The sequence below is a fragment of the Paenibacillus sp. FSL R7-0216 genome, assembly GCF_037969915.1.
GTDB lineage: Bacteria > Bacillota > Bacilli > Paenibacillales > Paenibacillaceae > Fontibacillus > Fontibacillus rhizolycopersici.
This window is the reverse complement of record NZ_CP150222.1, coordinates 3616631-3632786: the sequence shown is the minus strand read 5'-3', so window position 1 is coordinate 3632786 and position 16156 is coordinate 3616631. Positions and strand designations below refer to the sequence as shown.

12 protein-coding genes are annotated in these 16156 nt (G+C 52.1%); 9 read left to right on the top strand and 3 right to left on the bottom strand.

Annotation, left to right across the window (positions count from 1 at the left end; genetic code table 11):
- Positions 1 to 104 precede the first annotated feature (104 nt).
- On the top strand, positions 105 to 1007 hold the full coding sequence (locus tag MKZ15_RS16685) for an EamA family transporter (RefSeq protein WP_339817003.1): 903 nt from the start codon (positions 105 to 107) through the stop codon (positions 1005 to 1007).
- 2 nt (positions 1008 to 1009) lie between these two features.
- Positions 1010 to 1747, top strand: a complete 738-nt coding sequence (locus tag MKZ15_RS16680) for an SDR family oxidoreductase (RefSeq protein WP_339817002.1) — start codon at positions 1010 to 1012, stop codon at positions 1745 to 1747.
- A 65-nt stretch (positions 1748 to 1812) separates the two neighbouring features.
- Here the strand turns inward: MKZ15_RS16680 and MKZ15_RS16675 are convergent, their stop codons facing one another.
- A complete protein-coding gene (locus tag MKZ15_RS16675; RefSeq protein WP_193416450.1) occupies positions 1813 to 2730 on the bottom strand; it encodes a winged helix-turn-helix transcriptional regulator in 918 nt (305 codons plus the stop codon).
- Between the two features lie 378 nt (positions 2731 to 3108).
- Here MKZ15_RS16675 and MKZ15_RS16670 point away from each other — a divergent pair, with 378 nt between their 5' ends.
- The 6 genes from MKZ15_RS16670 to MKZ15_RS16645 all read left to right on the top strand — a co-directional run bounded on the left by MKZ15_RS16670 (position 3109) and on the right by MKZ15_RS16645 (position 10787).
- Positions 3109 to 4629, top strand: a complete 1521-nt coding sequence (locus MKZ15_RS16670; RefSeq protein WP_193416449.1) for an alpha-N-arabinofuranosidase — start codon at positions 3109 to 3111, stop codon at positions 4627 to 4629.
- Positions 4630 to 4813: 184 nt separating this feature from the next.
- A complete protein-coding gene (locus MKZ15_RS16665) occupies positions 4814 to 6145 on the top strand; it encodes an extracellular solute-binding protein (RefSeq protein ID WP_339817000.1) in 1332 nt (443 codons plus the stop codon).
- A 72-nt stretch (positions 6146 to 6217) separates the two neighbouring features.
- Entirely contained in the window at positions 6218 to 7117 is a 900-nt protein-coding gene (locus MKZ15_RS16660) for a sugar ABC transporter permease (RefSeq protein WP_193416447.1), read from the top strand.
- Positions 7114 to 7956: a carbohydrate ABC transporter permease gene (locus MKZ15_RS16655; RefSeq protein ID WP_339816998.1), complete on the top strand. Its 843-nt coding sequence runs from the start codon at positions 7114 to 7116 to the stop codon at positions 7954 to 7956. Before MKZ15_RS16660 ends, MKZ15_RS16655 begins: the two co-directional genes overlap by 4 nt.
- A 69-nt stretch (positions 7957 to 8025) precedes the next feature.
- Entirely contained in the window at positions 8026 to 8997 is a 972-nt protein-coding gene (locus MKZ15_RS16650) for a family 43 glycosylhydrolase (RefSeq protein WP_339816997.1), read from the top strand.
- A gap of 242 nt (positions 8998 to 9239) precedes the next feature.
- The gene (locus tag MKZ15_RS16645) at positions 9240 to 10787 is read left to right on the top strand and encodes a response regulator transcription factor (RefSeq protein ID WP_193416445.1); all 1548 of its coding nucleotides are present in this window, start codon (positions 9240 to 9242) and stop codon (positions 10785 to 10787) included.
- A 181-nt stretch (positions 10788 to 10968) separates the two neighbouring features.
- On the opposite strand, the gene MKZ15_RS16640 is transcribed toward MKZ15_RS16645, so the two are convergent.
- The gene (locus tag MKZ15_RS16640; RefSeq protein WP_339816992.1) at positions 10969 to 11874 is read right to left on the bottom strand and encodes an IS1595 family transposase; all 906 of its coding nucleotides are present in this window, start codon (positions 11872 to 11874) and stop codon (positions 10969 to 10971) included.
- Between the two features lie 352 nt (positions 11875 to 12226).
- Here MKZ15_RS16640 and MKZ15_RS16635 point away from each other — a divergent pair, with 352 nt between their 5' ends.
- Positions 12227 to 15088, top strand: coding sequence for a glycoside hydrolase family 3 C-terminal domain-containing protein (locus MKZ15_RS16635; RefSeq protein ID WP_339816991.1), 2862 nt, complete (start codon positions 12227 to 12229; stop codon positions 15086 to 15088).
- A gap of 147 nt (positions 15089 to 15235) precedes the next feature.
- Here the strand turns inward: MKZ15_RS16635 and MKZ15_RS16630 are convergent, their stop codons facing one another.
- Complete coding sequence (locus tag MKZ15_RS16630) at positions 15236 to 16141, bottom strand: AraC family transcriptional regulator (protein WP_155605681.1); 906 nt, start codon at positions 16139 to 16141, stop codon at positions 15236 to 15238.
- Positions 16142 to 16156 lie beyond the last annotated feature (15 nt).

The window sequence follows — 16156 nt, the reverse complement described above, 5'->3', positions numbered from 1 at the left end:
GATATCACCAAAAATGATATCAACTATCTCTACCAATCATTATACATAATTTCAAACCTCCCTTACAATACAAACAAGAATGACACCATGGGAGGAAGAGCTACATGAGGACTTATAAATATACAGGTTTGCTGCTGTTGACCACGTTCTTAATGGGGACGGCCTACCCCGTTGCTAAGCTGGGAATGGTTTATACGACCCCGCTTATGTTAATGGGACTCCGGTTCTTGTTTGCCGGGGGATTACTTGCCTTATTCAGCGCTAAAAAACCGCAACCCCAAGGAGTCAATTCCTGGCGGCAGATCCTGCTGCTCGGTTTATTTCAATCGGTGGGGGTGATGGGATTCACCGCTTACAGCATGAGATGGATCACCTCCGGGGAGTCGGCGATTATCTCGAGTACCAGCCCGCTCATGCTGATCCTATGGGGTGCGTTGATGGGCACTGCTTATCGCGTGAGGCAATGGTTTGGCGTAGCGATCGGTTTTATCGGCGTGATGATCACCTTTGGGCTGCATATGAGCCTGGACCCCGGCATGGTGTTTGCTTTTGCCGGAGCGGTTTGCTTTACCGTCGCCACGTTGCTCATCAATCGATTTAGCCCGGCGTTCGATAAAAGCGTGCTGGCCGCCTACCAAATGCTCGCAGGCGGCGTTATGATGCTGACCCTCAGCTTAATAGGGGAGAAGCCCGTCTTTGATCTGAATGTTACGTCGGGGTTGGTGGTCGTTTGGATGGTTCTCTTCTGTTCCATCGTCCAATTTACGCTTTGGTTCTATTTGCTTAGCCATAGCGATCCGGGAAAAACGAGCTCGTTCCTGTTCCTTGTTCCGATCTTTAGCGTGCTTTGCAGCTGGCTGCTGCTTGGCGAGCACATCGATTGGTATGTATACGTTGGCGGAGCCTTGGCCTGCGCGGGCGTATTCCTGGTGAACTGGCAGGCGAAACGCAGCCCGCAGATCCACGCGAAGGCAACGAGTCCATATTTGATGCAGGAGGAGATGTAAATATGGGTTACCTTAACAAGGTTGTTCTGGTTACCGGGGGCGGTACGGGAATCGGCAGAGCTACAGCCATGCTGCTGGCCGAACGCGGGGCGATCGTCGCCATCAACTACTCCCGTTCCGCGGTGGAGGCCGAGGAGACCGCGCAGGCCATTCGGCAATTCGGCGGCCGTGCGATGGCCATTCAGGCCGATGTGGCCCGAAATGCGGAGGTCGTCTCCATGATCGAGCAAATCGTCAAGTCCTTCGGCACGATCCATTACTTGGTCAATAACGCCAGCATCACCCGATATATCGCCATGGACGATCTGGAGGCGGTCACGGAGGAGGCATGGGACGATTTGTTTGCGGTGAATGTCAAAGGCATGTTCAACTGTGCACGGGCCGCCGCGCCGTATTTGAAGGCCGGGAAGGGAGCCATCGTCAACGTCGGCAGCATCGCAGGAATCACGGGGAAAGGCTCTTCGCTTCCGTATGCAGTATCGAAGGCCGCCGTCCATGGTTTGACGAAATCGCTGGCCCATGCCTTGGCGCCGGACATTCGCGTCACCGGCGTAGCCCCCGGAGCGGTAGACACGCGTTGGTGGGCAGGTAAGGAGGAGCAGATGCGTGCGCTCATTCATCATCTGCCCTTGGACCGGATCTCCACACCGGAGGAAATTGCCGCACTCATCGCCGCTGTCCTGGAACAGCCCTCACTGACCGGGCAAATCGTTACCGTCGATAACGGGCAAACGATGTAGAATAGGTTGTTCATAAAAAAAGCAGCTTTCAGGCCGAATGGGGAACCTGATCGCTGCTTCTTTTGTTATTCCTCTCGCACATCATACAGCACCCGGGCCAGGAGGTCCTGGCTGTAGTTGCCGAAGTTCTTGCCGAAGATAGTCAACCCCCGCTTGTTGATCGGCTTGTCGGTGACGGCGATGCGAAACGTCAGCTCGCTTTTGTAATCAAGGTTGATCTGCTCCAGTGTGACGTCGGAGATGCGGCATCCGTCGATAAAGCTGCCCTCATTGTTGATCCGGATCAGCTTCAGCATGCCGTATTGGTTCAGATGCGGCGGCCACCAATCCGGGTTAAACGTGCCGCGTGCATCGCCGAAATCTCCCGGACTCGTCCAGAAGCCAATTTCAACGCCGTTCAAATAGAAATAGATGTCGGATGGGTAGTTGTCGCAATATCCTGGGGCCTCCGAACCAAGCTCCATCGAAAATTGAATTTCCCGAAAGGTCTGATTCGGCTTGAGGTAGTTCGGAATGCGATATTCGAGGAAACCCTCGGACAACCAAATGATCTCCGAATCGATTCGCTGCGGATCGGCAAAGTAGCGAGGTTCGTCAAAATCGCCGATGATGCTGTCCTTTGTCGCGAGCCCGCAGGTTGGAGCAACCTGATAATTACTGTAGTGACCCACTTGAATTTCCACTTCATATAAATTGTCGACATCCTTGCTCCGCAGGTCGACCATCAGCTTGTCTTTGTTCAAATAACAAATCTTCTGGATGCCATGTTTGCCTACCGAAGTATTGATTTCGATCAAACCGCTCTCTTCGAGCTTCTTAATATGCATGGTAATGGCCCCGTTGCTTAAGCCTAGTTTGGTGGCCAGGTCGTTCAGATTTAAGGCTTGGTTCTTCGCCAGCAGTTCGAGGATTTGAATCCTGATCTCGGAGCTTAATGCTTTAAAAATGTCGATCCCGCTCATCAAATCCTTAATATAGATCATCGGATATTCGAACCTTCTTCCAATAGGATAATGGATTCTTTTATTTTAGATTATTATAAACTAACTTGGTCGTTTAATAAAGTATCAAATCAAAATATGTAAATATAGTTCAAAAAATAGTTTAATTTTGTAATAAATGCGCAATTAGCTTCATGTTAATCTAAACTTAATTTCATTGTTTTATTGAAAATTCATGTGAATTACAGTGTTTTTCAGGTGTTACAGGATGTTTTATCTCATTAATTTTATAAAAACATAAAACAGTTTAGATAAATATATTTACAACCTTAATTTCATATGTTATTTTATACCTGTAAACGTATTCATTCAAGGAAATTCGAAATGGTTTAGTATTTACTAAAACGGAAGGTGGTCAACATGTCATCAGCAGCACCGCGAGCAACGATGGTCGTAGACAAAGCCTTTAAGATTGCCGAAGTGGATCGGCGGATTTACGGCTCCTTCATTGAACATCTGGGCCGAGCGGTCTACGGAGGGATTTATGAGCCTTCGCATCCGGCGGCCGACCGATTGGGATTCCGCAACGACGTAAAGGAGCTGGTCAAACAGCTGAACGTTCCGATCATCCGGTATCCCGGCGGGAACTTCGTATCCGGGTACAACTGGGAGGATGGAGTCGGTCCGGTTGAAGCGAGACCTAAGCGCCTGGAGCTGGCTTGGAGAACGGTTGAGCCTAATTGGGTTGGGACAAACGAGTTTGCAAGCTGGGCTAAAGAGGTTGGCTCGGAAGTGATGATGGCGGTGAACCTGGGCACTCGCGGTGTTGACGCCGCCCGCAATTTACTGGAGTACTGCAACCATCCCGGCGGTAGCTATTGGAGCGAATTGCGCCGCAGCCATGGTTACGAGCAGCCGCACAAGATCAAAACCTGGTGCCTGGGCAACGAGATGGACGGCCCCTGGCAAATCGGTCAGAAGACGCCGCAGGAATACGGCCGCCTCGCCTACGAGACGGCGAAGGCGATGCGTTTGGTGGATCCCGATATCGAGCTTGTATCTTGCGGAAGCTCCAGTTCTTCGATGCCTTCGTTCCCTGAATGGGAAGCGGTGACGCTGGATCATACCTACGAGGTTGCTGACTACATATCTCTGCATCAATATTATGGCAACCGGGATAACGATAGCGCCGGATTCCTGGCTCGCTCGATGGATATGGACCATTTCATCAGGACGGTGATCGCCACTTGCGATTATGTCAAAGCGAAGAAACGCAGCTCCAAAACGATGTACCTCAGTTTCGACGAATGGAACGTCTGGTACCACTCCAACGATGCCGACGCCAAGCTTACGCCTTGGGGAATTGCTCCGCCTCAGCTGGAAGACGTCTACAATTTCGAGGACGCCTTGCTTGTAGGCAGCATGCTGATTACGTTCCTGCGTCATGCCGACAGGGTGAAAATGGCTTGCATGGCGCAACTGGTCAACGTCATCGCCCCGATCATGACAGAGAATGGCGGACGGTCCTGGAAGCAAACCATCTTTTACCCGTATATGCATGCCTCGGTTTTCGGACGGGGGGTCTCACTTCAACCGGTTGTCAACTCGCCGGTATACGATGCCAAGGATTATACCGATGTCCCTTATCTGGACAGCGCTGTTGTATATAACGAAGCGGAAGAGACGCTTACGATTTTTGCAGTTAACCGCCATCTAGAGGAAGCCCTTGAGCTGGATTGCGACATCCGCGGGTTTGAAGGATACCGCCTGATCGAGCATCTCGTGTTGGAGCACGAGGATTTGAAGGCCGTAAATACGGCGGACCGGGAGGATGTTAAACCTCACGCCGCAGGGAGTGCGACATGCGATGACGGTTATGTCAAAGCGCGATTGGCCAAAGCCTCCTGGAACGTGATTCGTTTGGGTAAGCCAAGAAACTAGCTAGCGAATCGGTGCTCCTCTAAGAGAAGCCGGTTCATCTCCCAATTGAACGATGACAACATCAGCTATGCACAACAGGTGAGCGCTTCTTAGGGTCATTGATTGACCAACGGGTTGACTAGAAGTGAGAGAAACAGACTGTAGATGGAGTGTGTAGATTTTATTTTGTCAGGGAGGGTCAAGGATGAAGAAAAAAGGATTCATAGTGCTCTTGATATTAACGATGGCTACCTGGTTATGGGGCTGCGGCAAGGCGTCGACGACGGCCGGAGGGGAAACCTCCGTGCTGGACGGCGGTGCTGGTGAAAGTGCGACAGAACTCTCTTATTGGACATTCGTAGAACTGCATGGACAGCATTTTGAAAAGATGTTGGAGAAGTGGAACGCCGCGAATCCGGATCGGCAAATTAAGCTGAACGTCACCGTGATGCCTTACGATGATATGCATAACAAATTATCGATTGCCGTGCAGACGGGCGTCGGCGCTCCGGATATCGCCGATATCGAGCTGGGCAAGTTCCCGGATTTCTTGGCCGGGACGCCGCAGTTGGTCGAATTGAACGACGTCATCGACCCGTACCGAGACACGATCGTCAAATCCAGAATCGACCTTTACAGCAAGGACGGTAAGAATTACGGCATTCCGACCCACGTCGGCGCTTCGGTCGCTTTTTACAATACGGAAATTTTGGAAGCGGCCGGGGTGGATTACAAGACGATCGTCACATGGGATGATTATAAAAAAGCCGGGATCCAAGTTTATGAGAAAACCGGGAAATACATGGGGACCGCCGATACGAGCGCAACGTGGCAAACTTCCCAGCTGCTGGCGCAGCAAGGGACGGACTTTACGGACGACGCCGGGAACCCGGTCGTCAATTCGGAAGCGATGGTCAAGGCGCTCACGTTGCTGAAAGACCTGCAGGACAACAATGTCATCGCCACGATCGCCGGCGGGCAGCCGGATACGGAAGAAGCGTACGGGGAGTTTAACGCAGGGAACTATGCGACCGCTTTCATGCCGCTGTGGCAAATGTCGAGATACACGAACTATATGAAGGATTTATCCGGAAAGATCGCGATCGCACCGATCCCGGTCATCGAGAAAGGGATGCCTCGGTCGGTCGGCGGCGGAGGAACCGGAACCGTTGTGACCAAGACGGCGAAAGATGTTCAACTGGCGAAGGATTTCTTGGCTTTCGCTAAACTGTCGGAGGATGCCAATATTGAGATCTGGAATACGTTGGGTTTCGACCCGGTCAACATGGATGTATGGGAAATGAAGGACGTTACCCATAACCTGGATAACCAGTTCGTTCAATATTTCGTGAACAATCCATTTGACGTACTGGCCGATATCAAGGACGAAATTCGACTCATCAAATCGACTTCGGCGTCACCAACGATCAACAACGTGCTCTGTACGGTCACGTTAAACGAAATATTTGAAGACGGCAAGGATATCAAGCAGGCTTTGGACGATGCGCAAGCACAAATCGAGCAGGAACTGAAGTAATCCCAAGTCTGCAGAAATAAACAGCGAGCTACTCCATCCGGAGTAGCTCTGTTTAAAAAAAGGGGTAGGGCGATGGTCAAAAAATTCCTATACTCACAAAAAGTAGCACCATACGTATTTATTTTTCCGTTTGTGCTCGTGTTCCTCATCTTTTGGGTGTATCCTCTGGCCAGCTCCTTCGGGATGAGCTTTCAGAAAGTGACCCTGGGGCAGGAAGCGGCGTGGATCGGAATGGACAATTACGAGAAATTGATGGGGGACGGTATTTTCCTCAAAGCGGTTGGTAACAGCGCCATCTATATGGTCTTGACTTTAGTGATTCTGATTCCGTTTCCGATGCTGTTTGCCGTATTGATCAACAACAAATTCATGTGGGCCAGGGAGTTTTTCAAGTCCTCATTTTTCTTCCCGGCATTGACCTCGGTCGTGGTGGCCGGGACCATTTTTCGACTGATGTTCGGGGAGATGGAAGGTTCCTTGATCAATAGCTTCCTCGGGTTATTTGGCGTGGAGCCTATCAAGTTCCTGAAAGGGCAAACCACCGGCTTCATTGCTTTATTGGCCCTGGCGACCTGGCGATGGACCGGGGTGAACATGCTCTATTTCCTATCCGGACTTAAGAATATTCCTGACGAATATTACGAAGCTGCTTCGATCGATGGTGCCTCACCCATCCAGCGATTTATGAAGATCACGATGCCGCTGTTGAAGCCGACAACGATTTATGTTTTGACGATCAGTATTTATGCCGGCCTGGCGATGTTCATCGAAAGCATGATGCTCTGGAACGGCAACAATTCTCCGAAGAACATCGGGTTAACTATCGTTGGCTATTTATACCGCCAAGGGATCGAGAAGAACAACCTGGGGTATGCGGCTGCCGTCGGTATCGTACTTCTCGTCATTACGATGGTCATTAACCTCACGCAGCTGGCCTTTACCGGTATGTTTAAGAAGGAGGAGGAAGTATGACGAAATCAACCCGCGGCTTGCCGATGAAAATCGTCTTGTTCCTGTTTTTTGCCTTCCTGTGCGTACTGATCCTTCTGCCATTTTACGCCGTAACGCTAGCTTCGTTTAAGCCTGGCGAGGATTTGATCCGATACGGGCTCAATTTGCGGTTTGATCTGCCTGCCATGAGCTTTGATAACTTTGTTTACTTGTTCACAGGGAATCATTCCTATTTTATGTGGTTCTTCAACTCGCTGTTGCTGACAGTCATACAGGTGGCATTGACGCTGTTGGTCAGCGCTACGGTGGCGTACGGGTTTTCGGCTTATGAATTTAAGGGGAAAAACGTCCTGTTCGTCTGCGTGCTGCTGATCATGATGGTTCCGTTCGAAATTCTGCTGCTGCCGCTGTATACGTTGACCTACGATATCGGGCTGATGAATTCCTACTCGGCCATCATACTGCCGGGGATCGCCAGCGCAGCGACCATCTTCTTCTTCAGACAATATCTGCGAGGAATTCCCCGGGAAATTATCGCGGCCGGCCGCGTTGACGGGGCAAGTGAGTACGGGATCTACGTGCGGTTGATCCTGCCGATCATGAAGCCTTCTTTTGCGGCGATGGCAATCCTGAACGGCATGAACAGCTGGAATAATTTCCTGTGGCCGTTTATGGTCCTGAGCGACGCGAACAAATATACGTTGCCAATCGGGTTAAAGACGCTGCTAACCCCTTACGGCAACAACTATGATTTGCTAATTGTAGGTTCGTTTTTTTCCATCATTCCGATTTTCATCTTGTTCGTCGCTTTCCAAAAATACTTTATCGATGGGATGACAGCGGGAGCGGTCAAAGGCTAGATCGGAAATAATGCCCGAGAAGCAGGCCGGCATGAAATCCAAATAATAGAAGGAGAAGGAGAAACCGAGATGAGTCACAAGCAGGAGTATCTGAATCCGATCGTGGAGCAGAGGGCGGATCCGTGGGTTTACAAGCATCAGGACGGTTATTATTACTTTACGGCTTCGGTACCCGAGTACGACCGGATCGAAATCCGGCGATCGACGACGCTGCAAGGATTGGGGGAGGCCGAGCCGGTCGTGGCCTGGCGTAAATATGAATCCGGTCCGTTGAGCGCCAACATCTGGGCGCCGGAACTCCATTTCATCGAAGGGAAATGGTATATCTATTTTGCCGCGGCGCGAACGACCGAGACGAACGAGGGGTTATTTGATCACCGGATGTACGTGCTGGAGAACCCTTCAGCCAATCCGCTCGAAGGCATATGGCAAGAGAAAGGACAGGTTCGCACGTCATGGGAGTCGTTTGCGCTGGATGCAACGATGTTCGAGCACCAAGGCGAACGTTATTATGTTTGGGCACAAAAGGACCCGAAGATTGAAGGCAACTCCAATCTCTACATCTCCCGAATGAGCAATCCTTGGACGCTGATTGGAGAACAAGTCATGATCTCTTCGCCCGAATTCGACTGGGAAACCATCGGTTTTAAAGTAAACGAAGGACCGGCGGTACTAAAACGGAATGGGCGTATTTTCATCAGCTATTCGGCTAGTGCCACCAACCATCATTATTGTATGGGTTTGCTCTCCGCCGATGCATCTGTAAACTTGCTTGACTCCGGCTCCTGGATGAAATCGCCGATCCCGGTGTTCGTCTCCAATGAGGCTGCCGGTCAGTTCGGACCGGGACACAACAGCTTTACCGTCTCGGAAGACGGGCGTGACGTGTTGGTCTATCATGCCCGCAATTACAGGGAGATCGTCGGCGATCCGCTGTATGACCCGAACCGGCATACGCGGGCTCAGTTTCTGGAATGGAACGAAGATGGTACGCCCAATTTCGGTGTGCCGGTGCCGGACTCTTCCCTTAAGGGGAATTAGGGCAAATCTGTTGAACCCAAGTCCTTGCGGCGGGTTTGATCAATTCAGGAAAAAGGCTGCTCTAGGCTCATCCAACGATGAGAAGGAGCAGCTTTTCGTTTCTATGCATCAAAATAGTGCAACAAGTCAACAGAATAATGTTTGTGGAAGAAGCAAAAATTGAAATATAATTAATTGTAAACGCTTTATTACTCTTACTAACTGGAAGAACGAAACTTTTTTTCCGGTCGGAGGAATGCCTAATGATTAAAGTGCTTATTGTTGACGACGAACCCAAGCTCAGAGAAGGCCTACGTACGTTCATCGATTGGGAAGCCTGTGGCTACGAAGTTGTGGATACAGCGGCGAACGGGAACGAAGCACTGGATAAATTTCAACGATATCAACCCGACCTGGTGGTGGCTGACATCCGTATGCCCGGTATGGACGGGTTGCAATTGATCGAAAAGCTCCGAATGCAGGATCCGCTCCTGCATATTTTGATACTTAGCGGGTACGCGGACTTTAGTTACGCTAAGAAGGCGATGACCCAGCGTGTGGACGGTTATTTGCTGAAGCCGGTGGATGAGGATGAACTGAAGGATTATCTCTGGAAGATCAAGCTGACGGTCGATGAGGAGAGGGCCTCCCAGCAGTGGAAGCACGTCACGACCGAATGGAACCGGGAAGCACTGATACAGTCCGTGCTGACCGGTGAAGAAGATGACGATCCTGCTCCGCTATGCGAGCGGGCCAGTGAAGTCGGCATCAGCGGTAAGGTGTATCAAGTCCTGTTGCTTAGCGCGCAAACGGAAGGGGACGTCGAGGCCCAAGGCAATGCACTGGTCCGCAAAGCGCTGGCTCGGCTGTTCGAGGAACCCGGCCGCGGTTGGGTGTTCGCCATTCACGCCAAGATTGGAGTCCTGATTAAAGAACCGCTTTTATCGGTTGAACTCGGGGGGATCTATCGCGAGCTCACGGCTGAATTGGCCGGCACGGGGATCCGTTTCTCTGTGGCACTTGGCGGGAAGGTCGGTTGCTTGACGGAAATTCGGGAATCCTATCGGACAGCGTGCGAACTGGTTCGGCATCATTTTTTTCTAGATCAGGGAACCGTTTTGACCCCGGAAGACAAGCGATCCGGAAGGGCTGCTGACGCAGGGGATTTGTCGACCGAAGAACTGGGGGAACAGCTCTTTTATGCGGTAGACATCGGCAATCAGGATGCCGTGAAATCTTTGCTGCGCCAACTGGGCGAAGCGTATATGACGGATGGCGCGATGGAGAATGAAATCAAGAACCGTTACGTTGAGCTGTTGACGACGATATACAGCAAGGCGCTGAAGCAGTCGCCGGAGCTGCAAAGCCGCGGCAAGGAGTTTTCGGACGGTTTTTCCAAGATCCAAAAGGCCTATTCCATTCTGGAATTAAACGGGCAGGCAGAGGTTCTACTGCAGCAGATCATGAATCAACTCGGTGAAGACGGGAAACACCGCGAAGTCAAAATTATGCTAGACCTCATTCACCGGAACTACAGCGATAATCTCAAACTGGAGACACTCTCCGGTATTTTTAACTATAACAGCGCTTATTTAGGCAAGTTGTTCAAGAATACGACGGGCGAATATTTCAACACGTATCTGGATAAAGTGCGGATTGAGAAAGCAAAGAGTTACCTGGAGGAAGGCTTGAAGGTATACCAGGTGGCTGAAAAGGTCGGATATACGAACGTCGATTATTTTCATAGCAAATTCCGCAAGTATGTCGGGACTTCCCCTTCTGCCTACCGAAAGCAGACCAACCATGCTTGAGGCTTCTCTGGGCCGTTCCTCTCTCGTTAGGGGGTCGGAGGATGTAGGTCATCCGCTTTCTTCTGACGATTATCCCGTTGCATCAGGGAGTGGAGAAAGAGGTACTGAAACGTACGAGTGAAAAAATGTAATAAAAGCGACCATTCTCGTTCGCTGATTAACCCGTAAGTTCAGCAGTCAATTAAGCCGCTGCTGCAATGGACGGGTTTTTTGGGTGTTCTATTAGCTGGCGGTACGGGATCGCCGGAATGGACACGCACATCTGAAGCAGTTTCTGGCGCATCGTCTCTTCAGAATCAGACATGCGCAGGCGGCGGCGTACAGTATACTCATTCAGATACGTCTGCAAATGCCCTATCCCCAAGGCAACATACGTATTTTTGAGAGAATCCCAAGCTGCTCTTATTTCTTTTCGCAAGGGCCAATACAGCCGATAAACCAACGGGAACGACTGGATGCTAGAGGTATGGACATCGACCTGCTTATTGATGAACGCGGCGAGATCGTGCCGGTTAGCCCGTTGTCCGCCACCCCTTTTATGCGATATCAGCTGAATCTTCACCCGCTCCAGCTCGCCGGACTCCGTTACCGTGCATCCGGCGACGACCGCGGTGGCATAAGGTTGAGAGGCTGGATGAAACCGCAACGGATCGTTCGCATACTGATCGCAGTTCACCTTCACCTCTCCGCAGAGCAGCTCCTGGGCATCGCATTCGCCGAGAGTATGGCGGATTTTGTGCAGCATGAGCCATGCGGTTTTGTAGGTAACCCGGATCACCTGACTCAACCGCAGCGCCGAGATGCCATCGGAAAGCAGGAATAATTCCATAGTTTGAAACCATTTCACCAAAGGCAGATGGGTTCTTTCAAATATGGTTCCCACCAAGGGCGAGGCTTGATAGCCGCATCTACCGCATTCAAACAAAGGAAGGCGGCGGGAGGATAGACGGGTGCACTCGGTATAGGCGCATCGCGGGCAGACGAAGCCATTGGGCCACTTCATAGCGATGATCGCAGCAATGCAGTCCGCTTCACTTTGAAAACGGGGGTTGATAGATTGAAGCTCCGTATTCGCATCTAATTCCAATGTACGATCCCTCCAACTCAAGATATGCGTACATACGTTCTCTTTTCCTTATTATACCAAACACACGTTCTGTTTTCAAGAAAAAAATCCCAGAAAATGATCTTGTTTTTAAACTCCTCCCCGATACCCCTAATTCTGAATGAAAGGGATAATCGTTGAGAGTAGGGGTGAGGTACCTATGGGGCCGTGTGGTCGATGCGATATTTTTATATGAAAAGATGACTAATATTCCGTGTATCGCAGGGGATGAATGGCGGGCTATGATAGGGTTGGTAAACCACGCGGGAACAAGCAGGGCATAACTTTTAAGCGCTTACAACGAAATTTTAGAGTATGGGAGCGAGGTAATCGTATGACGAACAGCACGTACCAATATCCTTATCAAAACCCCGATTTGCCACTGGCGCAGCGGGTGGATGACTTGGTTTCCCGATTCACACTGGAAGAGAAAGTTGAGCTGATGTGCCAGTTTCAAACCGAGGTGCCGCGGCTCGGCGTCAAACCATACAAACACGGTACGGAAGGGGCCCATGGCGTAGCTTGGCTAGGGGAAGCGACGTCTTTTCCGCAAAATACAGGGCTGGCCTGTACCTGGAATCCCGAGCTGATGCGTCAAATCGGCTCTGTGATCGGCGATGAGGCACGCGTGTATTTTCAGCGGAACCCGGCGGTTAACGGCTTGACGATCTGGGCGCCAACCGTTGATATGGAAAGGGACCCGCGGTGGGGGCGGACGGAGGAGGCCTATGGCGAAGATCCGCACCTCACGGGGGCGTTGACGACCGAGCTGGTGAAAGGCCTGCAAGGCGATCATCCGTTTTATTATAAAGCAGTAGCGACGTTGAAGCATTTTTACGGGAACAACAATGAAGTGGACCGCGGCAGCGATTCGGTGAGCATCGATCCGCGAAACAAGCGAGAGTATTACTTGAAAGCGTTTGAACGCACGTTCCGGGAAGGCCGGGCCGGGTCAATGATGACGGCTTATAACGGGATTAACGGTACGCCTTGCAACCTCAATCATGAAGTAAACGACATCGTTAAAGGCGAATGGGAGATGGACGGGTTTGTCGTTGGCGATGCCGGCGACGTGATGGGGACGGTGATGGATCACCGTTACTTGGAATCTTACGCGGAAGCGGTGGCTGGGAGCATAAAGGCAGGCATCGACAGCATGACGGATGATCAACCGATCATGTTCCAGGCGCTGCGAAATGCGTTGGATCAAGGCTTGCTGGCCGAGTCGGACCTAGACCGCGCCTTGCGCAACGCCTTCCGCGTCCGGTTCCGGCTGGGCGAGTTCGATCCGGAGGAGCGAAATCCGTACAGCCGTGTCCCGGAGGACAAACTGTGCGCACCGGAGCATGCGTCCTTGTCGTTGGCGGCGACTCGCGAATCGATTGTGCTATTGAAGAATGAAGGCTTACTGCCCCTGCCGCAAACGTTAAGTTCGGTGGCCGTTGTCGGGCCGCTGGCGGATGAAGCGATTACGGACTGGTATAGCGGCACGCCGCCTTACCGTGTAACTCCGTTGCAAGGCTTGAAGGAGAAAATGGGAGACCGCCCCGTCCTGTTCGGAACGGGCTTGGACCGGATTCGCTTGCGCTCCTCGGTGACCGGCAAATATGTCCGGATCGCGTCTGGTGAAGGGGCGGAAGCATTTCTGGCAGCTACCGGCGAGAACGCGGCCGATGCGGCGGTATTTGAGCGGGGCGATTGGGGCTGGGGCTCGAGCACGCTACGTTTGGTGGATACCGGCAAATTTGTGACCGAGACCGATTCGGGTCTGCTGACGGCAACGGCGAACGAAGCCAGCGGCTGGTTCGTGAAGGAAGTATTCGACTTTAGCCCCGCATCGGACGGCCAGATCGAGATGAAGGCATGGAACGGGCGGCCCATCGTCCTGAACGAGCGCGGCGGGTTGATCGCGGTTGGCGAGAACGTTTTTGATAATGCCATTAAGGTCGACAGCCGTTTGCCAGGGGAAAAATGGGTTGTGGAAATCGTAGAGAATGGGATCGAGAAGGCTGTCCATGCGGCCAAATCAGCGGAGACGGCGATTGTCGTCGTGGGTAACAACCCGTTCATTAATGCGAAGGAAACGATTGACCGCGCTGACATTGTACTGCCTCCAGCGCAGCAAGCGCTTATTCAAGCGGTACGGGCAGCGAATCCGAATACCGTGGTCGTCATTGTCGGCAGCTATCCGTTTGCGGTCAATTGGGAGAACGAGCATGTGCCGTCGATTCTGTTTACCTCCCATGCTGCCCAAGAGCTTGGACATGCCGTAACCGACGTGCTGTTCGGCGACTATAATCCGGCGGGACGCCTCAATATGACCTGGTACCAATCGGTGAACCAACTGCCGGAATTGAAGGATTACGACATTATGAAAGGAAAGCGGACTTATCAATATTTTGACGGAGAAGTCCTCTACCCATTTGGTCATGGGCTTAGCTATACAACGTTTGAATATAGCGGACTGACGCTGGATCGGACGACGGTTGGTCAGGACGGTGAAGTTCAGATCGCATTTGAAGTGCGGAACTCCGGAGATATGGCCGGGGATGAAGTGCCGCAGCTATACGTACGGATCGGGCAGTCTCGTGTGCCGCGTCCACTCAAGGCGTTGAAGGGTTTTACTCGCCTGCATCTTCAGCCGGGAGAAGCGAAACGGGTTACATTTACGCTGAAGGCGGATGAGCTGGCGTTCTGGGATGTGACTCGGGATCGGTATTGCGTGGAGTCGGGCGAAGTGACGGTCATGGTTGGACCTTCTTCGGAGGTCATTGCCTTGATGGCAACACTACAGGTGGAAGGCGAAACCGTGCCGCCGCGTTCACTGCTCGAACCGGTGCGTGCGGTCAACTACGATGATTACGAGCAGGTCTTCCTGGATGAGTGCCGCGAGGGCGGCGAAAGCATCCGGTTAAAATCCGAGCGCGGATGGATTGCTTTCCGCGATGTCGATTTCGGAGAAGGAGCCTCCCGGTTCGAAGCTCGGGTATCGGGGAATTTGAAGGGCGGCGAAATCGCGGTGACCCTGGATTCCACGGATGGCGAGGCTGTGGTCAGTTGCAAGCTTCTGCCGACCGGCGGACGCCAGGCCTGGACGACGGTAACTGCCGAAGCCGCAACCGGCTTGTCGGGCCGGCATGATGTGTATCTGCATCTGCAAGGGGAAGCGCAAATCAGCTGGTTCAAGTTATGTTAGAAGGAATAATCGCCGGATGTCTCCGGTTCTTTTGAGCCAAACTATAAAAAACGACAAATTAGCTGGGACTATTTCCAGCTAATTTGTCGCATCAAGAATGCGAACTAATCGAAATCATTTCCGGCACTTGCTGTGCTCACCGAATAGCTACACCCCCACCGGCGCCAGCAGCCGTTTACGGAATTCCGAAGGCGAGCAGTTCATCGTCTTGCGGAATACCCGGATAAAATAGCTGATGTTGTCAAAGCCAACTTCCAGTGCAATATCGGAGATTTTGCGCTCCGGCTCGCGCAGCAGCTCGGCGGCCTGGCGAATTCGGTAGGAATTGATGTAATCCATCGGTGTCTGGCGGGTCATCGATTTAAAGAAGCGGCAGAACTGGCCCTCGCTCATTGGGATCAGTGCCGCCAGTTCCGCAAGCCGGATGGGATGACCGTAGTTCTGCTGGATATGCTGGATAACGGTCTTTAGCCTGTCGATCTTGGACGATTCGCTGCGGCTGCTGCCATAGGATCGGTTGACGGCCCGGCCTGTCGCCGCGGTTTCCGCCAGCATCAAGTATAGATGTCCTTTCACGGCGCCTTCATAGCCGGGCGATTCAGTGCTGCAACTGCGCATCATGGCTACAATATGCTCTAGTAAGGCGAGGCTTGCCGCTTCCTCTCGCTGAATATGGCGAGGGAACGTCGCTTTTCGTTCTTGCAGCGGCAGGACAAGGTTCTCCTGAACCGCGTCGTAATGGGCGCTGGCCAACAGCTGCGTATCGAAGACGAGGGAGAAGAACGCGCAGCCTTGTTCGCCGTGCGCATGCGCGGCGTGAATGTCTCCGCCATCGATAAACACCGCTTCCCCGGCCCGGACCGGGAAGTAGTCGGTATCGACTTGAAAGAGGGTTTCGCCTTCGAGGCAGTAGAAAAACTCAGCCTCGTCGTGCCAATGGCAGTCGATGACGTGTTCCCCGGGACCGTAGCGATACCAGTAAGTGCCGAACGGAAGGCGTTCATTGCCGTGACTTTTGCTCTCCTTCAGGGAGCGGCGGAGCGCTTGATCCATGCCTCTTCACCTCGT

Excerpts from the sequence above, each read along its gene's own strand:
- MKZ15_RS16655 (WP_339816998.1), top strand. The coding sequence starts at position 7,114 with ATGACGAAATCAACCCGCGGCTTGCCGATGAAAATCGTCTTGTTCCTG.
- MKZ15_RS16660 (WP_193416447.1), top strand. The coding sequence starts at position 6,218 with ATGGTCAAAAAATTCCTATACTCACAAAAAGTAGCACCATACGTATTT.
- MKZ15_RS16650 (WP_339816997.1), top strand. The coding sequence starts at position 8,026 with ATGAGTCACAAGCAGGAGTATCTGAATCCGATCGTGGAGCAGAGGGCG.
- MKZ15_RS16635 (WP_339816991.1), top strand. The coding sequence starts at position 12,227 with ATGACGAACAGCACGTACCAATATCCTTATCAAAACCCCGATTTGCCA.
- MKZ15_RS16685 (WP_339817003.1), top strand. The coding sequence starts at position 105 with ATGAGGACTTATAAATATACAGGTTTGCTGCTGTTGACCACGTTCTTA.
- MKZ15_RS16645 (WP_193416445.1), top strand. The coding sequence starts at position 9,240 with ATGATTAAAGTGCTTATTGTTGACGACGAACCCAAGCTCAGAGAAGGC.
- MKZ15_RS16675 (WP_193416450.1), bottom strand. The coding sequence starts at position 2,730 with ATGATCTATATTAAGGATTTGATGAGCGGGATCGACATTTTTAAAGCA.
- MKZ15_RS16665 (WP_339817000.1), top strand. The coding sequence starts at position 4,814 with ATGAAGAAAAAAGGATTCATAGTGCTCTTGATATTAACGATGGCTACC.
- MKZ15_RS16680 (WP_339817002.1), top strand. The coding sequence starts at position 1,010 with ATGGGTTACCTTAACAAGGTTGTTCTGGTTACCGGGGGCGGTACGGGA.
- MKZ15_RS16670 (WP_193416449.1), top strand. The coding sequence starts at position 3,109 with ATGTCATCAGCAGCACCGCGAGCAACGATGGTCGTAGACAAAGCCTTT.
- MKZ15_RS16630 (WP_155605681.1), bottom strand. The coding sequence starts at position 16,141 with ATGGATCAAGCGCTCCGCCGCTCCCTGAAGGAGAGCAAAAGTCACGGC.